Genomic DNA, 26,020 nt, shown 5'->3' on the forward strand with positions numbered 1-26,020 from the left:
AGCGGGCTTATTTTTATTTGTTATGTAAGGTATTGTTTCAATACTTCATCCAGGGATTTTTCTTTGGGCAATTCCATGTTCTTGCGCATGCGCGAACGGACTACGTTTACACTATTCCGGTTGATTCCCATGATAAGGGCTATTTCGTCGGTACTTTGGTTCATGCAGATGAGCATGGCCAGCAATTCTTCGTTGCGGGTCAGTTGAGGATAACTTTCGCGGAGCTTGGGCAGATAAGAAGGATGTATGGTGGCAAACGACCGGCGGAATGTGTTCTCATCTTCCCTGCTGAGCAGGCTTTGCACGGTGAGCTGGCGAATGGAGTTGAGGTTATTGGTAGCCATGGCCCGTTCTATTTCTTCCGTCAGTTGTTCGTTGCGGCGGTTCAGGTCTTGCTGCCGGGTAATGAGGGTCTGTATTTCCCGTTTGTTGTTTTCTATAAGCTGGTGGTTGGCCTTCCTTCGGATGATGAAATAGGCTGTAGTGGTGATAAGTAGCAACAGTAATGTAATGGAGATGCAGATGTTGTAGAACAACTGCTGTTGCTGCCATTGCACTTGTGCCGAGAGCAGTTTGTTTTCTTTCTCTTTTTGGTTGGCATCAAACCGGATGTTGGCTGCTGCCACAGCACGTTTCTTTTCGTTATTGTCCAGAGAATCGGCAAACTGTCGGTTACGGATGTAGCAACGAGCAAAATCGTCGTTCATGCCTTTGGCCAGATAGTAATCCATTAATATCTCGTTGGCATCGCGGCCTTCCATGAACTTCATGTTGATGAGGTCTTGTGCAGCCCGGTCTATCAGGTGTATGCCGTTTTGCTCCTTCCCGGTTTGCAGTAAGGCCCGGCCTAGGTGGAGGTTGAGTTGGTATTTGGCCCATTGGGGCATCCGCACGGTATCGGGACAGATGCTAAGGGCAAGTTGCAGTGCTTTTTCCAAAGAGTCGGGATAGTCCAGATAACTGTTTACCGTTTCTACTTTGTTTACGAATACGCCCTTAAAGCTGTTTTGTATCATTGACAACTTTTCTCCCAGCCTGAGGTAGTGGAATACAGAGTCCTTTTGATTCATGTTACGAAAGATCTGGGCACGGTAGCGGTACAAGTCTCCCAGTCCGAAGCTGTCTTTCAGCATGGAGTAGTATTGGGCTTTTTTGTTCATTTCCAGGGCCTGGTCGTACATACCCAGTTCGGCGTAGAGATTAGCTTGTTCTCCGTAGGCAATCACTACATTTCCAGGTGCTATGCTGTCGTTGTAAGTGGCTATGGCTTCTTGGTTAGTGGCTATAGCTTTCTCGTATTCGCCACTGAGGTGGTAATAGATGCCCAACCGTGACATTATCCGCAGCATGTTCGGGAAGTTTCCACCTTTCCGGTAGACATCTATTGCTTTTTCCAAAATTTGGATAGCTTTGGGTAGATTGTTTCCGGAGTACATGTAGACACCGCTTATGATTTCTGCCTGCCGGATAAAGTCATTGGCACTGGTACAGACCGGTAACTGGAGGTAGTCTTCTGCCAGTCGGACAGCTTCCGGGTTATTGCCATACAGTTGGTTCAGTCCGGCCTTGAAGCTCAGCAGTTCGTGTGGGCAATGTTCGCGGATGAGGGGATGGTTTCCAATGCTGTCCATATAGTCGATGCCGTCTTTGTATTGTTTGGTGTTTATGTAATTGTTCCCGCAGGCATTAAATATCTTGCGGGCATAGTAAATCAGGGTATCTGTAGTTCCGTTTTTTTCTGCCGATTCCAGGATTTCGGGCAAGGTCTGTTTGGCAAGATCCAACGTTTGTTGCGCTTTGTTTTCGAGTAGTAAGGCATTGATTTGTTGAAGGACATTGTTCCAATGCCTCACTTCGTCTTGTTCCGAAGAGGTGGAGCGGTTGGTGCAGGCTACAGCTACGAGAATCAGAAGTAAAAATGAAAGTTTTTTGGCATTCATATTTTGTGGACTGTTTGTTTTGTAAGGCAAAGATATAATTTCTTAATTTAAAATTTACAACAATAGACTTGTTTTTTGTTTCTTGTTAATTATTTGATAATAAATATAATATGAAATTGTATATCAGATTGTATATCGTATTCTTATGGTTAGGTTGTGCATATTTTGCAAATTTGTATAAAACGATTGTAAATATGTATAATGGTGAAATAAGATACAATGAAAACAAAGAAAACAGTGACACCTTTTAATATGCAGGAGATTGCCAGAGCTTTGCGCGAAATGATTTCGGAAGATTCTCCCAATGCTTCGGAGGCTTTGTTGTCCGGAACTCGTGAGGCTGTATTCCGTGAAATCTTTATTTTTCATTATCCTTCTTTTTTAGAGAAACTTTATCAGTCTATTCCGGAGGTGGATAAGGATGAAGAACTGATATGTATGCTGGTAGCTCTTGGACAGTCTGTAAAGGAGATTGCAGAACTGATTTATTTTTCGCCGGAACGGGTAGAATTGTTATGTGCTTCGGTCTGCCGCAAGATGAATGTGACGGAAGTTCGAGAAATGGAGATGCTAATGAAGAAGTTGTTATCATAAAAATACGTACCTTAGCGGCAAAAATCAGATAAAATGAATCGAATCTTTCATGCGCGCATTGCTATGGGGCAGTATCTGTTTCTCATCCTGATAGGTATTCTCGCCGTCTATATGCTTTGGTACAAGTCTCCGTTCCTGGCTGCTATTTTCATGCTTTGGCTGGTGGTTATTATCGAGAAGCTGATTCATACCACCTATACCGTAACGCCCGACGGGAAGTTGGTGCTGTCCTTCGGCCGTTTCTCCCGGAGTAAGGAAATTCTGATGAAAGACATCACTTCTGTGGAGCGTGCTTCTTCCATGCAGGTAGGGCGGTTTGCGGTGATGCGCTATGTGCTCGTGAAATATGGCGAGGGTAAGTGTGTAGTGCTTCTTCCCGTCAAGGAGGAGGAGTTTATCCGGTTACTGGAGGAACGGAGAGGATGAGCAATATGGTGTGCCCACGTATGCAATTCCGTTTTAATCTGTCGTTATCGCTTCCATGGTAATGTCTCCTGTGTAGCTTTCCGGAGTTGTTTGTATGAACTTTCCCTTTATCTGTCTTTCCGTAGATGCAGGTAATCTTTGAATCATAAATAAAGCTTAATTTTAGCTCTTCTGTTTGCAGTTTTTCGGATATGGCAGCGTCCATTATGTAAAAGAGAAACGAATATGAATTTGAATTGCGCCATTTTACATGCAGACCCGGAGATTGCCGGAAGGTTGGAAGAGTATATCGACAAGGTTCCTTTTCTCTCTTTGCACGGAAAGTACGGCAATCCTCTTGAAGCGCTGAAGGATTATTATGAGACAAAAGTGGAAGTTTATTTTATCGGCATCTATCCGGTGGAAGAAGGTGAAATCAACGGAATGGATTTTTGCAGGCTCTTGTCCTCGTCCACTCGTGTCATTTTCATTACAGACACCGACCGCTATGCTGCCGAATGTTTCCGTCTGGATGCGTTGGACTATCTGATGGACGGGCTCAATTTCTCCACGTTTTTCCAGTCTGTCAGCAAAGCGGCACGCTGGTTCTCTTTGCAGGATGCAGGTACGTCCGACTCCAAACACAGGCAAGGTCCGGAAGAGGTTCCGAAGGTGATTTACATGCGGTGTGACAACCGCATCATGCGGCTCGACCTGGAACGGATAAACTATATAGAAGGTATGGGCGATTATGTGAAGATTTTCTGTAAAGATTCCCCTAAGCCTATCTTGAGCCTATGCAGTATGAAGTACATGGAGGAAAAACTTCCGGCGAACGAATTTATCCGCGTGCACCGTTCTTTTATTGTCCGCATGGACTGCATCAGCGCCATCGGGCGCAGCACATTGCTCATCGAGCAGAAGGATGTCCCCATTGGCGATGCTTACCGCGAAAGGGTGAAAGGGTATGTGTCCAGGCTGGCAGTGTTGTAATACCCTGTTTTCAGATACTATATACTTTGTTTGTTGGATCTATAGTTCCAGCGTGCTGCATCTATATATGCAACGCGTTGCATATATAGATCCAACAAATGATAATCATTCGGTGTAAAATCCGTGTAATCTGTGGTGAACCGGAACCTTGTATTACTTTAGTTTTGCTCTCGAAATCCTTTCCCCGAACGTCAAGTTCAGATTCAGGCTGAATCGGCTTTCCTGCATCAGATTGCTGCGTGTGTTCAGTTGTTTCCGCCAGGTGGCGCCCAGCGAAAGATAGGAGTACCGGATGGGGAAGCTCGCCCCTACACTGGCTTCCAGATACTGCATCTTCCCGCCTTTCAGGTTGATATAGGAGTTGCCGAAACCTATTCCACCCATCAGCTCGGTGGAACGTGCCAGACGTGGCTTGGTAATGTAGCTGCCTCCCAGGTTCACTTTGTGCTGGTTCTCGTATTTCATGGAAGTGTAGGAGGAGGAGTTGCGGCTCCAGTCCAGGTAGTTGTAGTCGGCGGTCAGCACCCAGCGTTCGGTGGTTATGCTGAGGCCGGTGCCGAGGTGCATGGGCAGATATTGTGTACGGCTGTGGTATCCTTTATCGAGGTTCTCGCTGGTAGATGAGTTGCTGTAAGTCAGTGTATTGTCGTGGCTGATGGGAAGGGAGGGAGCAAATACCAGCCCTGCCGCCCACTTCCGTTGTCCGGTCGCACCCCATTCGTAATGTATGCCGAAGTCCGCATAAAAGGCCTGTTTAGAAGATTCGTACTTTACGACGGCGCTTTCCTGCGTTTCGCTTTGCGTCACTGTGCCCGCTATCATCCCCAGGTTGATGCCGACCGACAGTTGCCTGCTCAGTGCAAAGGCATTGGTGACGTAGCACCGGTATAGTCCGCCCGTACCCTCAAAGAGCGAGTAGGTGTAGTTGCCGGGCATTCCCTCTATCTCTTCTTCGGTCTGGATGACATAGCCCACACTGCTGTATGGTGCTGCACCTACAAGGGCATACCAGCGCGGCAGGACACGGAAGCCCATGCTGATGCGGTTGGGGTTGCCGGTGAAGTTGGAGCTGTGTTCGCTCAGAAAGGAGTAGCGGGCATATGAGGCAGATACACCCACATCGAACGTGAAGCAGGCGGTGTCCATGCGGGTGATGGCTGCGGGGTTCAGCGTGTTCAGAAATCCGGTACGGTTCAGGGCGATGCCCGTGTTGCCCATGCCGGCATAACGTCCGCCGTCACCGGCACTCAGTTCGCCCACTCCGTACATGGAGGTGGGCAGGTTGGTGGTGTTCTGGGCCACGGCGGTGAGGCTTGCCGTACACAGACTGCACAGCAGAAGGGGAATCCGGTAATGGCGTTTCATTGCTCGTTGTATATTTTGAATCTTACGTCTAATCTGCATTGTCTCTCTTGTTCGGGGTCGTTGGTGAAGATGACCTGGTTGAAGGTGGTGGTGCTTTCTTCGTCTGTCAGACTCATCAGCAGTTTCTGCCGCTTGATGCCCGAAGTGCCGTAGTTGTTGCGGATGAATTCGGTGAGGTCGAAGGAGTAGTAGGTCTCTTTCCCGTACATCTCGTCGATGGTCAGGTCGCCGGTCTGTACGGTTACGCCGTCACTGCCGTATACGTAGTCCTCCAGCACATTGTTCTCGTCCGTGATATAAAGGCGGATGTCATTGGGAAGCTGGTTCACTTCGTTGTAGCTCCGGGCCAGAGGATAGAGGTAGAGTGTGGCGCTCTCTATGGAGACTATCTGTCCGGCACTTCCGAGGCTGTTGAGGTAGGGGAATTCCAGTTGGTTGTAGTAACCCGTCAATCCCTGCATATAGGCCAGGCAACCCATGTCGCTGGAGTGGACGAGGTTCTCTATTCCGCTTTTCAGGGAAGCAAGGTGGGTGCCGGTGGGGTCGTGCCGGATACCGGTATAGGCATAGTCGGTGTTTACGTTGAAAGTCAGCACTTGTCCGGTACGTTGGTTGGAGACTTCCTGATAGTGGAGGTTGATGCTCATGGCAGAGTCGTTCACCATGAATCCGGTGATACACTGCCCGTCGTTTTCGGGAACAAAGACCAGTCCGGGGAATTTCTTCTTGAACTTGTCTTGGGTATCGAAGTAGTCGTCCTGGGCCACGAGGTCATTCAGCAGTTGTTGTCCCCATGAGTCGGGCAGGCGGACGCTTACTTCCTTCTTCCGCCCCGGGCAGGGGGTGAAGGTAAAGCTGAAGAGCGGGGCATCTTCCGTCGGGAGTACGGTGCTGTTGTAAAGGTCCTCGTCGTTGTCCAGCACGATAGGTTTTTTCAGCCGGTAGATGGAGATGCGCTGTTGCGTCAGGGTATCTCCCCAGAAATGGCCCGAAGGTATCATTCGCAGTACGAGGGAGTCGAGGGTATAGGTATAGTCTGTGTTGGGGGTGAAGTCGGACGTGGAGTATTCGGCATAGTAGGTGGCGGATACTTCTCCCCAGGCGCTGCTCCGGTAATGTCCTAGCTGGCAGATGCTGTCGCCCCGGGTCTCTATGGAGTCTAGCAGGATGGTGCTGATGTCTACCGAGCAGGTGTCTGCGTATACATTATAGAAGGAGCTTTCCACGAGGCTCTTTCCAAGCTGCGAGTTCTCGTCCTGGCAGGCGCAGAAGATAGCGAGGACTGCGAATAAGCTGTACAATGACTTCTTCATTTCTGTTCTTTTAGTTGGCGGCAAAGGAAAGGCAAAACTTTTATATCTTCCTACAAAAATCGGCGTTCGGACGGTTTTTATCGGTAAAGGCGTTTAACGGGAATTTCGGACTGTTCGTCGGTTATTTTTGTCGGTGTGGTTGCGGTGGTTTACTTTTGCGGACAGACAAAAAGGACCTCCCGCAGCTTCTTGTTTTGGAAAGTGGGAAGTATAAAGCTTAATCATTAAAAAAACAATAAACAATGAACAGACTATTGGTAGGAATAATGTTGCTGGCCATCGTGTGCATTGCCGGCAGTTGTACGGACGAGGATGAATACACTCAGGGGCAGTGGATGAAGAAAGCCAGCTATAACGGTGTGTACCGCGCTTATGCCTCCGGCTTCACCATCGGCAATTATGGATATTTGTGTGGCGGCTTCTACGGAGCGAACAAGGATTACCTGAACGACCTTTGGGAGTATGACATGAGCCGGAACAGCTGGACGCAGTGTGCCGACATGCCCGTTGCCGGGCGCAAGGCTGCCGTGGGCTTTGCCGTGAATGGCAAGGGATACATTACGACCGGTTCCGTAAAGGACGGCTCCTCGTCCTACTGTGTAGCAGATACCTGGGAGTATGACCCTGCCACGGATACCTGGACACGGAAAGACGACTTCAAAGGTGGAGTACGCGATGGTGCCCTGGCTTTCAGTATAGGCGGATATGGCTATGTCGGTACGGGCTGCAACAGCGACGCTACCGGCAGCGAGAGTGCCTACAAGATGGACTTCTACCGTTTCAACCCCAATGGCGCCGAAGGTTCGCAATGGGAAGCGGTGAGCGGGTATGGAGGCGAGAAGCGCTACTTCGGTACGGCATTCGTCATCGATGAGGTGGCCTACATCTGTTGCGGGCGAAACAACAGTACCGATCTGGTGGATTTCTGGAAGTTCGACGGAAGCAACTGGACCCAGTTGCGTGACATTGCCGATACGGACTCCGACAATGACTATGACGATGACTACGCCATCACACGGTCCGAAGCCGTATCCTTCGTCATCGGTGGAAGGGGATTTGTGGCTACGGGAATACGTAACAGCACTTCCTTGAGCAGCGACTACTGGCTGTACGACCCTGACAAGGACTTATGGTACGGCGATTCCGATGACGACTTTACCCCCATTACAGATGTACATAATTATCCTTCCGGTGCTTCTTCGCGCAGGGCTGCCGTTGGTTTCTCTACCGGCGAACGTGGTTTTGTGCTGACAGGAACAAGTGGTACCAGCTACTTTGATGATGTGTACGAACTTCTACCCGATGAGGAAGAGGAAGTCTGATTCGCCCCATAACTGAACGGAACTTATGAAGCTGATGTTTATTATGATAAAGATAGGTGTACCGGCTGTGATGGCGGTATGCCTTTCTTGCTGTTCGGGTCATACTGCCGGCGGTGGCAATGAGTTGAAATGCCGGGTGATGGAGGTGGAAGGCGGTTACGGCTACGTGGTGCTGCATGGAGCCGATACCCTGATATATCAACCTTTTATACCTGCTTTGAGCGGTCGCCTGCCATTTGCAACAAAGGTGGAAGCGCTGGCGGCCGGTCGGTTGGTATGCCGCAAGCTTGCCGATGGGCAAGCTCCGGCATTGAGCAGGGAGGAGGTGGAGTCTTGTCTGACAGACACCGGACTCTAATCTTCTAAAGAATCCTTTACTTCGTGATGTATTTCCGAGCAGTCATAAGGGTATCTCTGCATGAATTTACCCTTGAGTACCTTCTTTGTATCGCTACCGGGACGTGAAAGAGTGGCGGTGAATGTCACTTGAAGCCGTTTGTAGTAGATGGTTGAAGTGTATATGTTCCATTTCATACCTACTATGTCTACTTCAAAATGTTTATATCTCAGTTCGTCTTCTTTGTAATACTTGCCTTGGTTGATGAAGAATAACAGTTGTTGTCCCATGATTATTTTTCCGTCTTCTATGTGGTTGGGCAGATAGATGCTACGTTTCTCCGGGTCTATGCTTTTGAAGGTTTCATCAGAGTGCCCATCGGGTATGAATGCGTATTCTGTCCATTTATTGATGAATGGATAGTAGTCATGCTTGTCGGTTGTGTTTCCCAGATTTTCATTTTTATAGGTACTCTTATCAGGTCCTGTTCCGGCTTCTTTCACTCCGTCACCTTCTTCCACGCTGTATTCGATGGACTCTATCTGATAGAAGTTAGTGCACGGTTCTTGGTGTATGATGATTTGTTCCTTGTAGAGTCCCGTTTTCATCTCAAGGTTGATGATGAGGCTACGGGATTCACCTAAGTCAAAGTTGTCTTTAAAGTGCAGGATGAGATGGCTGTCGGTGTCCCGTTCCAAGTCCCACCATTTATAATGCAGGCTTCCCGTACCTTCCAGTTGTGGGAGCTTGTTGCCATCCATCATGAGGTCTCCCCATGGGGTGGTGATGGAGGTTATGCGCCAGTCGCCGCGTGTTAGGTCTATCTGCAGGGTAGAGGCTTCGCCCTTCACGGTAGTTTCCTGAAAGGGCGAGAGGCGGATTTCATCGCTATCATTGCAAGCCGTCAAGCCGCAAAGAAAAAGAGCGAACAGAAGGATGGGTTGGAATAAGTCAGTCGTTTTCATGTTGGTTATTATTTGATTTATGTCCATTGGACGTGGCATTCTTTGTAAATGCTGCCCGACAAAGATAATTATTTCCTCTTTACGCTGTATTCTCCGAAAGAAAGAAGTGTTCTTTTTTGTCGGATAATACGGGTTTTATTAACTTGCGCACAAATTATCGCTAATCATTAACCACTAACCATTAATTCCATGAAATACCAAGTTGCCATTATCGGTGGAGGTCCTGCGGGATATACTGCTGCCGAAGCTGCCGGAAAAGTAGGATTGAGTGTCGTACTATTTGAGAAGCAGAGTCTCGGTGGAGTGTGCCTGAATGAAGGGTGTATCCCTACCAAGACCTTGTTGTATTCGACCAAGACCTATGACGGAGCCCGCCATGCTTCGAAGTATGCGGTCAGTGTGCCCGAAGTATCGTTCGATTTGCCCAAGATTATTGCCCGCAAGCAGAAGGTAGTACGCAAGCTGGTATTGGGAATCAAAGGAAAGCTGACTGCCCATGGTGTGACGATTGTCAGCGGAGAGGCCACAGTGACGGACAAGAATCATGTGGAGTGCGGCGGAGAAACCTACGAATGCGAGAACCTGCTGCTCTGCACCGGTTCCGAAACCTTTGTCCCTGCCATTCCCGGCATAGACAAAGTGTCCTATTGGACTCATCGTGATGCACTGGATAACAAGGAACTGCCCGCTTCGCTTGCCATCATCGGCGGCGGTGTCATCGGTATGGAGTTCGCTTCTTTCTTCAACAGCCTGGGAGTGCAGGTAACCGTCGTCGAGATGCTGGACGAGATACTGGGAGGCGGTATGGACCGAGAGCTGGCGGGTATGCTCCGTGCAGAGTACGCCAAGCGGGGAATCAAGTTCATGCTGAGTGCAAAAGTAGTGTCTGTCATGCCGGATACTGCCGAAGCTTCTTCCCTTATCCAGGTGAATTATGAAACAGCCGACGGTCCCGGTTCCGTCGTTGCCGAACGGCTTCTGATGAGTGTCGGGCGCCGTCCGGTAATGAAAGGCTTCGGATTGGAGAATCTGGGCTTGGAAAGAACGGAGCGCGGAAATGTCTTTGTCAACGGACAGATGCAGACTTCAGTTCCCGGAGTATATGCTTGCGGCGACTTGACGGGATATTCCTTGCTGGCGCATACAGCCGTCCGCGAGGCAGAAGTAGCCATACATTCCATCATTGGCAAGAAGGATGCCATGAGCTACCGTGCCATCCCCGGCGTGGTATATACCAATCCCGAAATAGCCGGTGTGGGCGAGACAGAAGAATCCCTGCAGAAGAGAGGCGTTGCCTATCGTGCTGTGAAGTTTCCGATGGCGTACAGTGGTCGCTTTGTAGCAGAGAATGAAGGAGTGAATGGCGTCTGCAAGTTACTGTTGGGCAGTGACGATACCGTATTGGGGGCACATGTCTTGGGTAATCCCGCTTCGGAAATCATCACGCTGGCAGGCATGGCTATTGAACTGAAACTTACTGCCGATGAATGGAAGAAGATTGTCTTTCCGCACCCCACGGTGGGAGAGATATTCAAGGAGGCATTGTAGAACCCATGACTATTGTTTCATATAAACATAAAAGATGAAAACCGTAAAGCTAATCACCTGCGACGATGCCTTTCAGGCACATGTTATTCAGGGTGCCTTGAAGAATGAGGGCATTGCGTCTGTTTTGCATAATGAAAACATGTCTTCCGTGATGCGCGGATATGTCCGTGATGTCACGGGAGTGGATATATTTGTCTATGAGGACGAATATGACAATGCCCTCCGTCTGCTTGAACGGAACCAGATGATTCCGGAACAGTTGAGGTACTGCCCCCATTGCGGTTCGGATGAGATTAAGTTTGTGCTGAAGAAGAGCCATCGGGTGCGTGCTGTGGTGGCTGCTGTTATTGCGGCATTGTCGGCCGCACCTCCGGGCACTGAGCATTGGGAGTATGTATGCAGGAAGTGCGGCACTCATTTTGAGAAGCCGGTGGCGAAAGGAACAGTTGAAGAATAATCAGGTGTTTATTCTTTTAACCGCTTTTCAATCCAGTCCCGGTTTTTACGTCCCAATCGGCTTTCCGCAAAATCCAGGAAAGCCGATGTGTCTGTTATATGGGCTTGGATGACACCTGCCAGAAAGTTGAAGAAAGGTTCTTCACCCACTCGGACAAGCAGGTCGGCGAGTAGTACTGACCCTTTCCTATAGAGGGCAAGATGCGCTTCGCGGTCGTTGCGGTCAATACCCCAGATAGGACGGATATGGCGTGTTTCCTTACGGTAGGCGTCGATGTAAGCGGCATAGGCTTTTTCGCCGCGGGCGTGGCGTATGTATTGCAAAGCACTGAATTCGGCAAAAGATTCGTTCAGCCAGTCGTGCCAAGATTCCACCGGAGCCTTGTTCCACCAGAAGTGGCCGATTTCGTGGGCGGTGTTCTTGAGTACATATTCATTGAATGTTCGGGAACTGAGCATAATGAAATTTTTACGGCTGTACCCTCCTGAGGTGCCGGAAGCTGAAAGCAGGAATTTCATGTAAATATCCTCATCTCCCGCAATTTTATAAAGGCGTCGGAAGAATTTCAAGGCATTGTGGCAACATTGAAGTGCCGAGTCTGCACCGGCATCCGGGAAGTCTGTATAGATAAGTTCAATGGTAGTTCCGTTATCATTGATGCGGCGGCTTTTCAGCATGGGTGAAGCCAGGATAACATTGTCGAAATTCTCCCAAGGTTGCTCCATTTCCCATATCCCTTCTTCTGTATGGGAAATAATACCTGAGCCGCTCACCGTATAACCGTCAGTGATGCCGATTCGTAAGTGCGAATAATCTGCCCGGTTACCGTTGCAGACAGGATACCATCCCGTATAGTAACCAAGTTCAATCCAATGGTCATTGAATGATTTTGCAGGGCCCTGCACTTCCTGCATGTAGAGTGTGTAACGGGTATTTATGCGGCAGCGGTCATCGGCTCCTGCCGGCCGGTAGAGGGTCAAGGTCCGTCCGTCGGGAATGAATTGGGCAGGTGCTGGGGCAAGCGTATCGAAACGGTAGGTTATCTCCCGGCTGCTGTGGCGTAGTGTGTCGATACGGGCATGGCGCCATAGTACCAACGAGATTGAGTCACTGTCATGGAAATCGACTTCAAACGAACCGCCAACTTCGACTTGTCGGTTCGGTACATCAATCTGTACGGTTAAGTCATAACTGACAATGCGCGGAGATTCTTGTGCCCGAAGCATGGGGGAGAAAAGGAGGCATATTGTAAAGCAGGCAATTGTAAGTTGTAGTTTCATGGTACATCAATTTTAGAGTGATAGTAACTGGGAGATTTTGCCTATGCAATCTATGCAAAAGTAGTATTTTTAAAGGAATATTAAGATGGATGGCTGGATATAATTTATGAAAAGACTACCTCGTTGTTGTTCATTTGTAAGATTGTCGTACTTTTGCCTTTAAAGATAAATATATTTATGAAAAGGATATTGTTGCTGTTAATTTTATCCGTCTGCCTGCTCCCATTATGGCCCCAAGAGACGGTAACTCCGGTGAAGCCGCTCTCTGCGCGGATTGATGCGTTGATAGAACACAAACTTCCCGCAGGCTCTAATGTGGCCATTTCGGTCTATGACCTGACTGCCGGAAAGCCCTTGTACGGCTATCAGGCGGACAAGCTTTCCCGTCCCGCTTCCACCATGAAGCTGCTGACCACCATTACCGCCCTTTCCCGTCCCGAAGCCGACGAGCCGTTCCGTACGGAAGTGTGGTATCAGGGAACCATTGAGCGCGATACCTTGCAGGGGGATATGTATGTGATAGGCGGTTACGACCCGGAGTTTGATGAAGAGGCATTGGATTCCCTGGTGGCTACCGTGGCCCGTTTCCCCTTCTCTGTCATCAAAGGCAAGGTGTATGGAGATGTCTCCATGAAAGACTCCTTGTACTGGGGCAGCGGCTGGTTGTGGGATGATACTCCCTATTCCTTCCAGCCCTACCTCTCACCGCTGATGCTGAATAAAGGAGTGGTGAAGGTTACCGCCACACCCGGCGAACGGGGCGACAGCGCACGCCTTGAATGCACTCCCGCCTCTTCCTATTATACACTGACGAACAAGACCCAAAGCCGTACCCCTTCTGCCGGACGTTTCCGTGTGTCGCGCGACTGGCTGGTGAACGGGAACAACATCACCGTGACGGGCAACGTCGATGCCCGCCGTGCAGGTACGGTCAATATATTTTCTTCGCAGGACTTCTTCATGCATACCTTTATGGAACGGTTGCAGGCACGGGGCATCCGGTGCATTCCGGCGGTAGATGCGGAAGTCTCTTACCTCTTCGGCGAGTTCAGGCAAGACAGCCTCTCCGTACGGATGGCTTCCTACGAAACTTCCGTGCAGGATGTGGTGAAACAGATAATGAAGGAGAGCGATAATCTCAATGCCGAAGCCATGCTCTGCCGGTTGGGTGTGCAGAGCAGCGGAAAGAAGCGTGTCTCTGCCGAGGACGGGCTTTCTGCCATCCGCATGCTGATAAAAGAGATGGGATATAACCCCGATAGGTATAATCTGGCAGATGGTTGCGGTCTTTCCAATTACAACTACATTTCACCGGAACTCTTGGTTTCTTTCCTGCGATATGCCTACTCGCGTACGGATGTTTTCCAGAAACTTTATAAGGCTTTGCCCATTGGCGGCGTGGACGGTACACTGGAGTTCCGCATGAAGAAAGGCACCCTTTCCCACAGAAATGTACATGCCAAGACGGGTTCCTTTACCGCCATCAACTGCCTGGCCGGCTACCTTAAAGCCCGCAACGGACACGAGATAGCCTTTGCCATCATGAACCAGAATGCACTGTCGGGCAGGGAAGCACGCGCTTTCCAGGATGCGGTGTGTGATGAAGTGATACGTTGAGGTTTAGCCATCGTAAAGTTGACCTTTAGCGTCGTAAAGTTAAGGTTTAGCTTCCTAATGCAGACCTTTACGGAGTGAGCCCCAAGAGTAGGGGAAATCATTCCTCTTTCGTATTGCGGTAGCGTGCCGGAGACATACCCAGATAAGACTTCACATACTTCCCGAAGAAAGACTGGTTGGGGAAATTAAATTCTTCTGCAATCTCCTTGATGGACTTGTCCGAATGCTTCAGCCGGTACTTGATGTGCTCGATGGCACTTTCGTTAATCAAGTCCAGCGGTGTACGTCCGCATGCCTGCTTGATGACCTTCGAAAAGTGTTTGGGACTATAGCAGAGTGCATCGGCATAATATCCTACAGAACGGTGTATGCCGTTGTCTTTGGACAACATCTCTATAAACTTACGCAGGATATAGTCGGACTGTTTGATGCTTTCTTTTGTATCGACTGTCATTTCTGAAGGGTTCACTTCTTTGTTGAGGTGTCCCAACATCTCACAGAAAATGGCAGAAAACAAGTATTGCATCACTTCCCTGTGATAGTGATGAGGCTCGTCGTTTATCTTTGCCATAAGCAGTTCCCGGTAGAATTTGAAGATTTCCTTGTCCCCTTCCTCCCCGACAGACTTTATGGGATTGTTGTGGATATGCATAACGGTATTCCATGTATCCTTCTCCATCTTGACCACGCGTTGTAGGAACTGTGTGGAGAATGCGGCAAGCCTTATCTTGTGCTTTGGGCTTACCATCGCGTGGCTGATAATGGTATTGGGAAGGCCGAGCAGTAAGTCGCCTGCTTCCAGTTGGTAGGTTTTGTAGTTGACGTCCAACTGGATACAGCCTTCTAGACAGATAGCGATAAGGAAGCATCCTAATCTTATTGTATCTTCATTGTAGGGGCTTCCCTCCAGACTATTGATTATGACAAAGTCATTGTCTACATAGTCAAGGACATGTTCGCTGTTTTTAAAGTCCGCGATTTCTACGATTTTTATGTTCCCTTTCTCCATATTCTTCCTTTTTCGTTTTGCAAAGTTGGTGAATAATGGGAAATATGGGATGTTCCATTATGCGGCTTTCTTGTTCTATATGTCATTTATAGACAATTCATTAGCCTTAAAAAAGATGAATGTCGAAAAAGGAACATCTTTGGTGTGTAATTGGTCATTATGGCGTTGTTCCTTTCTCCTACTTTTGCCATCGGTTTTAACAAAAAGACAATGAGAAAAAGTATGATTACATTGAACAGGAAATGGATACGGCTGATAGGGATTGTCGGTTGTACAATGTGTTTGGCATCTTGCAAGCAGGCATCGGATGCTTCCGGAATGAAACCTTCTTATGCTACCATGAAAGTGGAGGCGACGGACAAAGAGCTTTCCACTTCGTACTCAGCAACGATACGCGGACGGCAGGACATAGATATTTATCCGCAAGTGTCGGGTACCATCGAGAAGCTTTGTGTGACCGAGGGGCAGAAGGTGCGCCGGGGACAACTGCTTTTCATCATCGACCAGGTTCCCTACAAGGCTGCACTCAAAACGGCCGTTGCCAATGTGGAAGCGGCACGTGCCGCACTGGCTACTGCCGAACTGACTTATAACAGCAACAAGGAATTGTATGCGCAGAAAGTGGTTTCGGAATTCAGCCTGAAGACTGCCGAAAACAGCTACCTTACCGCCAAGGCGCAACTCTCGCAGGCCGAGGCCCAGGAGATAAGCGCACGCAACAACCTCTCCTATACGGAAGTGAAGAGTCCCAGCGACGGGGTGGTGGGGGCATTGCCCTACCGTGCAGGGGCATTGGTCAGCCCCAGCTTGCCGCAACCGCTGACAACGGTCAGTGACAACAGCGACATGTACGTTTACTTTTCCATGACCGAGAACCAGTTGCTCGCCCTGACACGCCAGTACGGCAGCATGGACGAGGCGCTGAAGAACATGCCGGCAGCAGAGCTGCGTCTGAACGACAATTCCGTCTACGACAAGAAAGGTACCATCGAGTCCATCAGTGGTGTCATCGACCGCCAGACGGGTACGGTAGTGGCACGCGTGGTCTTCCCCAACGAATCGCGCCTGCTCCATAGCGGGGCATCGGGCACGGTGGTGGTGCCTGCCACGTATAAGAACTGCATTGTGATTCCGCAAGAAGCCACCGTACAGTTGCAGGACAAGACGTTGGTATACAAGGTAGTGGATGGCAAGGCCGTCTCTACCCTGATTACCGTGGCAGGAATAAATGACGGACGCGAATACGTGGTGCTGGACGGACTGAAAGTGGGTGACGAGATTGTTTCCACAGGTGCCGGACTGCTGCGCGAAGGAACGCAAGTGAAATGATGATTGCTATTTTATCAACTATCAATGACCCATTAAGATGAAAGGAAACATATTTATAAAACGGCCGGTGATGGCTATCTCCATCTCCGTACTGATTCTGGTGATAGGGCTCATTTCGCTCTTTACGCTGCCGGTGGAACAATATCCTGACATTGCGCCTCCTACGGTATATGTCAGTGCCAACTACACCGGCGCCGATGCCGAAGCCGTGCTGAACAGTGTCATCATGCCGTTGGAGGAGAGCATCAACGGTGTGGAGAACATGATGTACATCAGCTCTACCGCCACCAATGCCGGTTCTGCCACCATACAAGTCTATTTCAAGCAGGGCACGGACCCCGACATGGCTGCGGTGAACGTACAGAACCGCGTATCCAAGGCGCAGGGACTGCTGCCCGCCGAAGTGACGAAAATCGGTGTGACTACCCAGAAGCGGCAGACCAGCTTCCTGCAAATCGGCGCTTTGGTGAGCACCGACGGGCGCTACGACCAGACGTTCCTTGCCAATTACCTCGACATCAACGTGATTCCGCAAATCAAACGTATCGAAGGTGTGGGTGACGTAATGGAGCTGGGTGATACCTACAGTATGCGCATCTGGCTGAAACCGGAACGGATGGCGCAGTATGGACTGGTCCCTTCGGATGTGACCGCCGTATTGGGCGAGCAGAACATCGAAGCGCCTACCGGTTCGCTGGGCGAGAATTCAAAGAACGTGTTCCAGTTTACGATGAAGTATCGTGGACGCCTGAAGAGTGTGGAGGAATTCCAGAACACGGTGGTACGCTCGCAGAGTGACGGTTCCGTGCTCCGTCTGAAGGACGTGGCGGATGTGGAGCTGGGTACGTTGACTTACAGTTTCCGCAGTGAGATGGACAGCAAGCCGGCTGTGCTTTTCATGATGTTCCAGACGGCAGGCTCCAACGCGACCGCCGTCAACAAGCAGATTACAGCACAGATAGACGAGATGAGGAAGAGCCTGCCCGAAGGGACGGAGTTTGTAACCATGATGAGCTCCAACGACTTCCTCTTCGCTTCCATACACAATGTGGTGGAGACACTGGTCATTGCCATTATACTGGTAATTCTGGTGGTGTATTTCTTCCTGCAGGACTTCAAGAGTACGCTTATACCCTCCATTTCCATTATCGTGTCGCTGGTCGGCACGTTTGCCTGCCTGGTGGCTGCGGGGTTCAGTCTCAATATCCTGACGCTGTTTGCGTTGGTGCTTGCCATCGGTACGGTGGTGGACGATGCCATCGTGGTGGTGGAGGCGGTGCAGTCCAAGTTCGATGCCGGATACAAGTCCCCTTACCTTGCCACGAAGGATGCGATGGGCGATGTGACGATGGCCATCATCTCTTGTACCTGCGTGTTCATGGCGGTATTTATCCCCGTGACGTTTATGGGCGGTACTTCGGGCGTGTTCTATACGCAGTTCGGTGTCACGATGGCAACGGCGGTGGGCATCTCCATGATTTCGGCATTGACGCTTTGTCCCGCCTTGTGCGCCATCATGATGCGTCCGTCGGACGGTACGAAGAGTGCGAAGAGCATCAACGGACGGGTGCGTGCGGCATACAATGCCTCGTTCAACGCCGTGCTGGGCAAATATAAGAAAGGTGTGATGTTCTTCATCCACCACCGCTGGATGGTGTGGACTTCATTGGCGGCTACCGTCGTATTGCTGGTTTACCTGATGAGTACCACCAAGACGGGGCTTGTGCCGCAGGAGGACCAGGGTGTCATCATGGTGAACGTCAGCACGTCTCCGGGAAGCACGCTGGAAGAAACCACGAAGGTGATGAACAAGCTGGAGGACATCCTGAAAAACACTCCCGAGATAGAACACTATTCCAAGGTGGCAGGATACGGACTGATGTCCGGTCAGGGCACTTCCTACGGTACCATCATCATCCGTCTGAAGGACTGGGGCGAGCGGAAGGGGAGCAAACACACGTCCGACGCTGTGGTGGCCCGTCTCAATGCCCAGTTCTACGGCGTGAAAGAGGCGCAGATATTCAGCTTCCAGCCGGGTATGATTCCGGGCTATGGTATGGGTAACTCCCTGGAGCTGAACCTGCAGGACAGAACGGGTGGTGACATGGCTACGTTCTACGAGGCAGTGATACAGTTTCTGGGTGCGTTGAACCAGCGTCCCGAAGTGGCTATGGCGTATACCTCTTATGCCATGAATTTCCCGCAGGTATCGGTAGATGTGGATGCTGCCAAGTGCAAGCGTGCGGGTATCTCGCCGGGTGCGGTGCTCGACGCATTGGGCAGCTATTGCGGCGGTGCCTATATTTCCAACTACAATCAGTTTGGCAAGGTGTACCGCGTCATGATGCAGGCATCGCCCGAATATCGTCTGGACGAACAAGCACTGGGTAATATGTTTGTGCGCAACGGTACGGAGATGGCTCCGGTCAGCCAGTTCGTGACGTTGAACAAGGTGCTCGGTCCGGAGACGGCAAACCGTTTCAATCTGTACAGCGCTATCGCCGCTAATGTGAATCCGGCGGAAGGATATTCGTCCGGTGAAGTGCAGAAAGTGATTGCGGAAGTGGCAGAACAGACATTGCCGCTGGGCTACGGTTACGAGTACGGAGGTATGGCACGTGAGGAAGCCAATACTGGTGGTGCGCAGACTGTCTTTATTTATGCCATCTGTATCTTCCTTATCTATCTCATCCTGGCATGTCTTTATGAGAGTTTCCTGATACCGTTTGCGGTCATCTTCTCCGTACCGTTCGGGCTGATGGGTTCATTCCTCTTTGCCAAGGTTCTGGGATTGGAGAACAACATCTATTTGCAGACGGGTGTGATTATGCTGATTGGCTTGCTCGCCAAGACGGCCATCCTGATTACGGAGTATGCCATCGAGCGGCGCCGCAAGGGAATGGGCATTGTGGAATCAGCTTATTCGGCCGCCCAGGTCCGTTTGCGTCCTATCCTGATGACGGTGCTGACGATGATATTCGGTATGCTTCCGCTGATGTTCTCGAGTGGTGCGGGCGCCAACGGTAACTCTTCGCTGGGTACGGGCGTAGTAGGCGGCATGCTCATCGGAACGCTAGCGCTGCTTTTCGTCGTTCCGGTGTTCTACATCATCTTCGAGTACTTACAGGAGAAGGTTCGTCCGCCAATGGAGGAAGAAGCCGATATGCAGGTATTGCTTGAAAAGCAGAAGAGTGAGGCAGAACGGGCGAAAGATTGAGGAAAATAAAATAAAAACAGATTGGAACAATGAAGAAACATATCATCCTATTGTCCGCCGCCGGTTTGCTGTTCAGCAGTTGCGGCGTGTACACCAAATACAAACCCGCTACCGAGGTCCCCGACGGCCTCTATGGGGAAGAAATGGCAGCTTTTACGGAGAGCCTCGCCGGTTCTCCGGCTGCCACCGAAGACAGCCTGGACCTTGGCCTGGGCGGCATGGACTGGCACGAGCTTTTCACCGACCCGCATCTGCAGGCACTCATCGGACAAGGGTTGCAGAACAATACCGACTACCAGTCGGCACAGCTCCGCGTGGAGGAAGCCGAAGCTACCCTGCTGTCCGCAAAGCTTGCCTTCCTGCCCTCCTTTGCCCTTGCGCCGCAGGGCACGGTGAGCAGCTTTGACAGCCGCAAGGCCACACAGACCTATTCGCTGCCCGTCACTGCCAGTTGGGAGCTGGATATTTTCGGCCGCATGCGCAATGCCAAGAAACAGTCGAAGGCGCTCTATGCGCAGAGTCAGGACTATCGCCAGGCCGTGCGTACCCAGCTCATTGCCGGGATAGCCAATACTTACTATACCCTGCTGATGCTGGACCAGCAGCTTGCCATCTCCAGGCAGACCGAAGAGACGTGGCGGGAAACCGTTGCTTCCACCCGTGCCCTGATGAATGCGGGCATGGCGAACGAATCCGCCGTGTCGCAGATGGAGGCCACGTACTATCAGGTGCAGACTTCCGTGCTCGATTTGGAAGAACAGATAAACCAGGTGGAGAACAGCCTTGCGCTGTTGCTGGCAGAGACGCCCCGTCATTACGAGCGCGGTGTGCTGGCAGAGCAGCAGTTCCCCGTGGGCTTTTCTATAGGGATTCCTGTTCAGATGCTTTCCTGCCGTCCTGATGTCCGTTCGGCTGAGCGGACACTGGAAGCGGCGTTCTACGGCACCAATGCGGCGCGCTCTGCCTTCTATCCCTCCATCACGCTGGGCGGGAGTGCGGGCTGGACCAATTCTGCCGGTTCAATGATTGTGAATCCCGGCAAGTTCCTGGCTTCGGCAGTGGGTTCGCTGACGCAGCCGCTCTTTGCTCGCGGGCAGGTCATTGCACAGTACCGCATAGCCCGTGCCCAGCAGGAGGAGGCTTCCCTTGCCTTCCAGCAGACATTGCTGAATGCAGGCAGCGAGGTGAACGATGCCTTGACTGTTTGGCAGACAAGCCTATCCAAAAGCGAACTGCTGGACAAGCAGGTAGCTTCCTTGCAGACAGCTGCCCGCAGCACTTCCCTGCTGATGGAGCATGGCAACACCACCTATCTGGAGGTGCTTACCGCCCGGCAGACATTGCTCAACGCACAACTGGCACAGACGGCAAATCGATTTTCTGAAATACAAAGCCTGATTAACCTCTACAAGGCGTTAGGGGGAGGTCAGGAATAGAGTGTCATCATACTACTCTCTCTGCATCTTCATTTTAAATGTGAAGGAAGGGCTGTCCGGGAAGTGATTCCAGGCAGCCCGTTTTCAATGAATAGGAGGGATCAAATGGAGGCAAGTATTTCTCTAGACAAATTATTGCAGTTTTTCACTCAATGCGAACGATAAGTGTTGGCTCGGTGAGAGATCGATTGAAGAAACTGAAAAGGAAACTGAAGCAAAAGATAGTGAGTTTACCGGTAAGAAGGAGGTTTTGCCAGGAATTGATGCAGGGATGTAGTAGGTACTGAAATAGCTTGTTGTTGGATCTATAGATGCAGCGTGTTCCATCTATATATGCAACGCGTTGCATATATAGATCCAGCAAACCGGAAATATACATGCAACGCGGCATATCTTTCGGGCGGTTTCTCTCCGCCTTTGAGGGAGCGGTTTATTTATACTGTGCCCAGTCTACATTCTTCATGTCTCCACTTTGGGCCAGCTCAGCGTGCATAGCCAGTGCGGCGCGCAGAGCGTGGGGAGTTTGTGATTTGCCGTCGGTCAGTTTCAGGTAATCCCACAGAATGTTCTTGTAGTCCGGATGAACACAGTTTTCGATGATGGCTTGTGCACGTTCTTTCGGACTCTTGCCGCGGAGGTCGGCCACACCTTGTTCGGTGATGATGATGTTGACGTCATGCTCCGTGTGGTCCATGTGCGAAACCATCGGCACGATAGCCGAGATTTTACCTTCCTTGGCAACGGACGGACAGGTGAAGATGGAGATATAGGCATTGCGGGTGAAGTCACCGCTTCCACCGATACCGTTCATCATCTTCGTACCGCCGATGTGCGTGGAGTTCACGTTGCCGTAGATGTCGGCTTCGATGGCGGTATTGATGGAGATGATACCGAGCCGGCGCACCACTTCCGGGCTGTTGGAGATTTCCGACGGACGGAGCACCAGTTTGTCGCGGAAGAAGTCCATATCCTGGTAGATACCTTCCAGACAGTCGTTCGTTACGGTCAGTGAGCAGGCGCTGCCGAATTTCACGCGGCCTTCGCGGATAAGTCCGATAACGGAGTTCTGGATGACTTCTGTGTACATTTCAAAAGCGGGGATGGTCTTGTCACGTCCCAAAGCACCCAGTACGGCATTGGCAATGTTGCCCACACCAGATTGCAGCGGCAGGAAGGTAGGCGGAATGATTCCGCGTTTCATGTCGGCGGCAAGGAAGTCGGCCACGTTCTGTCCGATTTTGTCGGTCAGCGGGTCGGCGGCGGCAAACGAACGTGCCTCGTCCGGCCAGTTAGTCTCCACTACGCCGACAATCTTTTTCGGGTCTACCTGGATGTAGGGCAGGCCGATACGGTCACTCGGTTTGTAGATGGGGATTTCGCGGCGGCAAGGAGGGTCGAGGGGTTCGTAGACGTCGTGCAGACCCATGGCACTCTTGCTGTGGGCGGCATTCAGTTCCACGATAATCTGGTCGGCCAGGCGGCAGACAGTCGGAGCGATACCGCCGGCAGCCGTCAGGTAGATTTTACCGTCGGGAGTAACTTCACATGCCTCGATGATAGCAACATTCACTTTTCCCATGAAACCATAGCGTACTTCCTGCGCCATCTGTGAGAGATGGATGTCGTTGTAGGCTATTTCGCCATTGTTCACGGCTTTGCGGAAATCGGCGTTGGTGGTGTAAGGAGCACGGTAGCGGATAGCTTTGGCGCGTGAAAGGATACCGTCGCAGGAATCTCCGGTAGAAGCACCGGTGAAGATACCTATCTGGAACGGGTTTCCTTTTGCATGTTCTGCTTCCGCGATTTTTGCTAATTCAGCCGTAACGGCTTTGGCTGTTCCTGCGGGAGTAAATCCGCTCAAGCCGATGTTGTAGCCATGTTTAATCAGGCTCGCAGCTTCTGCTGCCGAAATGTAATTGAGTGCCATAATATAAATAGTTATTTTTTCGTGTAAAGATTCTGAAGGGGCTCGTAATTGGTTCTGCAATTATCGACTGTCTTTAATATTTCCGTTGAAGTATTTCTGACCAGATGATGGCTTTCCTCGCTTCTTCTGCCGAGTGGATGCCGTATTCGGACGTTACTTCATCGGATTCCTGCGGACGGGATGCCGGGGAGGGAGGGGAAGCCTTTATGGAAGTGTGCTTGGATTTGGCAGACGGTTTGGATACCGGCTTGGGCTTTTCTGCCGGCTTGGGGCCTTCGGGAATAAAGCCTCCGTAAGTATCTCCGCCCCAGTATTCGGGCAGTGGGTTGTCAACGTCGGGCATAGGTATGTCGGGACTCTTGTCAGCATTTTTATTTGCTTCTTTCTTAAACTGCTTGACGAGTCCGATTACTATGACAGCCGCAACTAACAGAAACTTGAAGACATCTTCCATATTCTTTTTGATTTTCCACCCAAAGATAGTGCAATTATCTCTTATCTTTGCTTTTGGGCAAAGTTAATTATTTAATCTGATTACAGCCAAGGAATTGGTAATAAAAAAGGGCAGCTTCACAGCTCCCCTTAATTTTTTTAACCTAAACCTTAACTATGAAAAAATCTAATGTTTCTTTCTTTCCACAAATTTGTGAATTAATTTGCTCTATGCCAAATTAACACTCGGAAAATGTTTGCTCTCTTAACATAAATTAGCTGATAAGGCGCAGATTGACAACTTGTAATGGCATTTTTCTTTCATTTCATCCGTTTATTGGGAGGGAAGAAGTATCTTTGCGCTCCGAATGACAGATACCAACTTATGATATAAACTGATTTTAAACGAACTGATTATGGAAAAAGTAACGGGAGCAGACTTTAAATCTGCAACTGCTGATGACAACAAGAAGTTGTTTATCGAGACTTACGGCTGCCAGATGAATGTGGCCGACAGTGAAGTGATTGCATCCGTCATGCAGATGGCGGGATATTCGGTGGCCGACACCCTGGAGGAAGCCGATGCAGTGTTTATGAACACCTGCTCCATCCGCGACAATGCGGAGCAGAAGATTCTGAACCGTCTGGAGTTCTTCCACTCGCTCAAGAAGAAGAAACGCGGCCTGATAGTGGGTGTGCTGGGCTGTATGGCAGAGCGTGTGAAGGACGACTTAATCACCAACCATCATGTGGACCTGGTGGTGGGGCCGGATGCCTACCTTACTCTGCCCGAACTGATTGCCTCGGTAGAGGCCGGTGAGAAAGCAATGAACGTGGAGCTCTCCACCACAGAGACCTATCGGGATGTCATCCCCTCGCGCATTTGCGGAAACCACATCTCCGGCTTCGTCTCCATTATGCGTGGGTGCAATAATTTCTGTACTTACTGCATCGTTCCCTACACCCGTGGCCGTGAGCGTAGCCGTGATGTGGAAAGCATCCTCAATGAAGTGGCCGACCTCGTGGCAAAGGGTTACAAGGAAGTCACCCTGCTGGGACAGAACGTCAATTCCTACCGCTTCGAGAAGCCGGACGGAGAGACGATTACTTTCCCAATGCTGCTGCGCACCGTGGCAGAGGCAGCGCCGGGCGTACGTATCCGTTTCACTACCTCGCACCCTAAAGACATGAGCGACGAAACTCTCCAGGTCATTGCCGACATGCCCAACGTATGTAAGCACATCCACCTGCCGGTACAGAGTGGGAGCAGCCGCATCCTGAAGCTGATGAACCGCAAGTACGACCGCGAGTGGTATATGGACCGCGTGGCAGCCATCCGCCGCATCATCCCCGATTGTGGCTTATCTACGGATATATTCTCCGGTTTCCATAGTGAGACGGAGGAGGACCACCAGCTTTCCCTCTCGCTGATGGAGGAGTGCGGATACGATTCCGCCTTTATGTTCAAGTACAGCGAACGCCCCGGTACGCATGCTTCCAAGTACCTGCCGGACGATGTGCCCGAGGAGGTGAAGATTCGCCGTCTGAATGAAATCATCGCCTTACAAAACCGTCTCTCTGCCGAGGCGAATGCCCGTTGCGTGGGCAAGACGTACGAGGTGCTGGTGGAAGGTGTTTCCAAACGTAGTCGTGACCAGTTGTTCGGCCGTACGGAACAAAACCGTGTGGTGGTGTTTGACCGTGGCACGCACCGTGTGGGCGATTTTGTGATGGTGAAGGTTACCGAATCCAGTTCGGCTACGCTGAAAGGAGAAGAGGTAGCCGGCTGACGGGATAGAAAAGTCTCGATGACATCAGTATGATGACACCGGTATATAGAATAAAAGCACGAGCCGTGAGGCTCGTGCTTTTCATATTATAAACTTTAAATTTTATTCTGCCATGGCCAGAATATTCGCTACGTAGTCGGTCTTGTTGTAGCTTACCAGGGTCAATTCGGACTTTGGCGCGTCCTGATTGTAGAGTTTGTAAGCTACCGGCATGTTTTCATCGTTCAATTCATACACACTTTTCTTCATGTCTTTGTCATAAGCCTTGTGAGACTCGTTCCAACGTGCGTAGGACATGGTGATTTCATCATTGCCATATTGGTATGTCATCTTAAAGTAAGGTGTCCATTCGTCTTTTGTACCGTCCCACTTGGAGGCTTCCTTGCAGGTCAGGCGTTTCTGGTCGTCATAAGAGTATTCATAACGGATGTGCCGGTAAAGTTGTGCACCGTCTTGCTTAAAGATGGTCTTGGCAACTACTAATTCGTTTTTCACTTCTTCATTGGTGATGAAGTTGTTTTCCTGAGCTTTCACTTCTGTATTCATAACGCTTACGATAGTCATTGCTACGAATGCGACTGCCTTGAATAAATTTGTAGTTTTCATAATCTTTATTTTTAATTGTTGTTACTTACTCTGTTTCTTTTAGACGTTGTTCCCGATTAAAAAGTTGCATTCCAACTAATCTTTTTCTCAAACGCCTTCGCCTAATTATAGTCAATTCCCATGCCAAAGATTTAAGTT

21 protein-coding genes are annotated in these 26,020 nt (G+C 50.3%); 12 read left to right on the forward strand and 9 right to left on the reverse strand.

All coding sequences use genetic code 11. The features are described from left to right. Positions 1-20: 20 nt before the first annotated feature. Positions 21-1,940 carry a tetratricopeptide repeat protein gene (locus tag ABUA47_RS01800; protein ID WP_009037522.1) on the reverse strand — a complete coding sequence of 640 codons (1,920 nt, stop codon included), beginning with the start codon at positions 1,938-1,940 and terminating at the stop codon, positions 21-23. 219 nt (positions 1,941-2,159) lie between these two features. Here ABUA47_RS01800 and ABUA47_RS01805 point away from each other — a divergent pair, with 219 nt between their 5' ends. From ABUA47_RS01805 to ABUA47_RS01815, 3 genes are all read left to right on the forward strand, one after another. Next, complete coding sequence (locus ABUA47_RS01805) at positions 2,160-2,534, forward strand: helix-turn-helix transcriptional regulator (RefSeq protein ID WP_005825238.1); 375 nt, start codon at positions 2,160-2,162, stop codon at positions 2,532-2,534. Positions 2,535-2,567: 33 nt separating this feature from the next. Then, complete coding sequence (locus ABUA47_RS01810) at positions 2,568-2,960, forward strand: PH domain-containing protein (RefSeq protein WP_005825240.1); 393 nt, start codon at positions 2,568-2,570, stop codon at positions 2,958-2,960. A gap of 225 nt (positions 2,961-3,185) precedes the next feature. After that, complete coding sequence (locus tag ABUA47_RS01815; RefSeq protein WP_008662289.1) at positions 3,186-3,932, forward strand: LytR/AlgR family response regulator transcription factor; 747 nt, start codon at positions 3,186-3,188, stop codon at positions 3,930-3,932. 153 nt (positions 3,933-4,085) lie between these two features. Here the strand turns inward: ABUA47_RS01815 and ABUA47_RS01820 are convergent, their stop codons facing one another. Both ABUA47_RS01820 and ABUA47_RS01825 read right to left on the reverse strand, forming a co-directional pair. Then, the gene (locus tag ABUA47_RS01820; protein WP_022400619.1) at positions 4,086-5,297 is read right to left on the reverse strand and encodes a hypothetical protein; all 1,212 of its coding nucleotides are present in this window, start codon (positions 5,295-5,297) and stop codon (positions 4,086-4,088) included. Then, positions 5,294-6,610 (reverse strand): DUF4270 family protein, encoded by a 1,317-nt coding sequence (locus ABUA47_RS01825; RefSeq protein WP_175331882.1) that lies wholly within the window; start codon positions 6,608-6,610, stop codon positions 5,294-5,296. The genes ABUA47_RS01820 and ABUA47_RS01825 overlap by 4 nt, the downstream gene beginning before the upstream one ends. Before the next feature lie 242 nt (positions 6,611-6,852). On the opposite strand from ABUA47_RS01825, the gene ABUA47_RS01830 reads away from it, so the two are divergent. Both ABUA47_RS01830 and ABUA47_RS01835 read left to right on the forward strand, forming a co-directional pair. Beyond that, a complete protein-coding gene (locus ABUA47_RS01830; protein ID WP_005825248.1) occupies positions 6,853-7,932 on the forward strand; it encodes a Kelch repeat-containing protein in 1,080 nt (359 codons plus the stop codon). A 25-nt stretch (positions 7,933-7,957) separates the two neighbouring features. Continuing rightward, positions 7,958-8,290: a DUF4907 domain-containing protein gene (locus ABUA47_RS01835; RefSeq protein ID WP_005825250.1), complete on the forward strand. Its 333-nt coding sequence runs from the start codon at positions 7,958-7,960 to the stop codon at positions 8,288-8,290. Here the strand turns inward: ABUA47_RS01835 and ABUA47_RS01840 are convergent. Continuing rightward, positions 8,287-9,234, reverse strand: a complete 948-nt coding sequence (locus tag ABUA47_RS01840) for a hypothetical protein (protein WP_035457628.1) — start codon at positions 9,232-9,234, stop codon at positions 8,287-8,289. The genes ABUA47_RS01835 and ABUA47_RS01840 overlap by 4 nt on opposite strands. A 189-nt stretch (positions 9,235-9,423) precedes the next feature. Between ABUA47_RS01840 and lpdA the strand changes: the two genes are divergently transcribed. Continuing rightward, positions 9,424-10,782: a dihydrolipoyl dehydrogenase gene (lpdA, locus tag ABUA47_RS01845; protein ID WP_347774196.1), complete on the forward strand. Its 1,359-nt coding sequence runs from the start codon at positions 9,424-9,426 to the stop codon at positions 10,780-10,782. A 34-nt stretch (positions 10,783-10,816) separates the two neighbouring features. Then, positions 10,817-11,239, forward strand: coding sequence for a DUF2007 domain-containing protein (locus ABUA47_RS01850; protein WP_005825260.1), 423 nt, complete (start codon positions 10,817-10,819; stop codon positions 11,237-11,239). 8 nt (positions 11,240-11,247) lie between these two features. On the opposite strand, the gene ABUA47_RS01855 is transcribed toward ABUA47_RS01850, so the two are convergent. After that, a complete protein-coding gene (locus tag ABUA47_RS01855) occupies positions 11,248-12,519 on the reverse strand; it encodes a M1 family aminopeptidase (protein ID WP_347774198.1) in 1,272 nt (423 codons plus the stop codon). A gap of 177 nt (positions 12,520-12,696) precedes the next feature. Here ABUA47_RS01855 and dacB point away from each other — a divergent pair, with 177 nt between their 5' ends. Then, positions 12,697-14,136, forward strand: coding sequence for a D-alanyl-D-alanine carboxypeptidase/D-alanyl-D-alanine-endopeptidase (dacB, locus tag ABUA47_RS01860; RefSeq protein ID WP_117719980.1), 1,440 nt, complete (start codon positions 12,697-12,699; stop codon positions 14,134-14,136). A 97-nt stretch (positions 14,137-14,233) separates the two neighbouring features. Here dacB and ABUA47_RS01865 read toward each other — a convergent pair whose 3' ends face one another. Next, positions 14,234-15,145 (reverse strand): helix-turn-helix domain-containing protein, encoded by a 912-nt coding sequence (locus ABUA47_RS01865; RefSeq protein WP_005825269.1) that lies wholly within the window; start codon positions 15,143-15,145, stop codon positions 14,234-14,236. Between the two features lie 222 nt (positions 15,146-15,367). Here ABUA47_RS01865 and ABUA47_RS01870 point away from each other — a divergent pair, with 222 nt between their 5' ends. Genes ABUA47_RS01870 through ABUA47_RS01880 form a run of 3 tightly spaced genes read left to right on the forward strand, consistent with a single transcriptional unit; the run spans position 15,368 to position 21,127 of the window. Continuing rightward, positions 15,368-16,474 (forward strand): efflux RND transporter periplasmic adaptor subunit, encoded by a 1,107-nt coding sequence (locus tag ABUA47_RS01870; RefSeq protein WP_034523281.1) that lies wholly within the window; start codon positions 15,368-15,370, stop codon positions 16,472-16,474. 37 nt (positions 16,475-16,511) lie between these two features. Further along, the gene (locus tag ABUA47_RS01875) at positions 16,512-19,691 is read left to right on the forward strand and encodes an efflux RND transporter permease subunit (RefSeq protein WP_057259092.1); all 3,180 of its coding nucleotides are present in this window, start codon (positions 16,512-16,514) and stop codon (positions 19,689-19,691) included. A gap of 29 nt (positions 19,692-19,720) precedes the next feature. Further along, complete coding sequence (locus tag ABUA47_RS01880; protein ID WP_349829750.1) at positions 19,721-21,127, forward strand: TolC family protein; 1,407 nt, start codon at positions 19,721-19,723, stop codon at positions 21,125-21,127. 430 nt (positions 21,128-21,557) lie between these two features. Here the strand turns inward: ABUA47_RS01880 and ABUA47_RS01885 are convergent, their stop codons facing one another. Next, entirely contained in the window at positions 21,558-23,054 is a 1,497-nt protein-coding gene (locus tag ABUA47_RS01885; protein WP_057254109.1) for an acetyl-CoA hydrolase/transferase family protein, read from the reverse strand. Between the two features lie 73 nt (positions 23,055-23,127). Beyond that, positions 23,128-23,508, reverse strand: coding sequence for a hypothetical protein (locus ABUA47_RS01890; protein ID WP_005825277.1), 381 nt, complete (start codon positions 23,506-23,508; stop codon positions 23,128-23,130). Positions 23,509-23,902: 394 nt separating this feature from the next. Here ABUA47_RS01890 and miaB point away from each other — a divergent pair, with 394 nt between their 5' ends. Beyond that, positions 23,903-25,276, forward strand: coding sequence for a tRNA (N6-isopentenyl adenosine(37)-C2)-methylthiotransferase MiaB (gene miaB / locus ABUA47_RS01895; RefSeq protein WP_008662310.1), 1,374 nt, complete (start codon positions 23,903-23,905; stop codon positions 25,274-25,276). A 102-nt stretch (positions 25,277-25,378) separates the two neighbouring features. Here miaB and ABUA47_RS01900 read toward each other — a convergent pair whose 3' ends face one another. Continuing rightward, positions 25,379-25,882 (reverse strand): DUF3836 domain-containing protein, encoded by a 504-nt coding sequence (locus ABUA47_RS01900; protein WP_005825281.1) that lies wholly within the window; start codon positions 25,880-25,882, stop codon positions 25,379-25,381. Between the last annotated feature and the right edge of the window lie 138 nt (positions 25,883-26,020).

This window comes from Bacteroides sp. RTP31139st1_H2_RTP31139_211217 (genome assembly GCF_040227615.1).
GTDB classification, from domain to species: Bacteria; Bacteroidota; Bacteroidia; order Bacteroidales; family Bacteroidaceae; genus Bacteroides; species Bacteroides uniformis.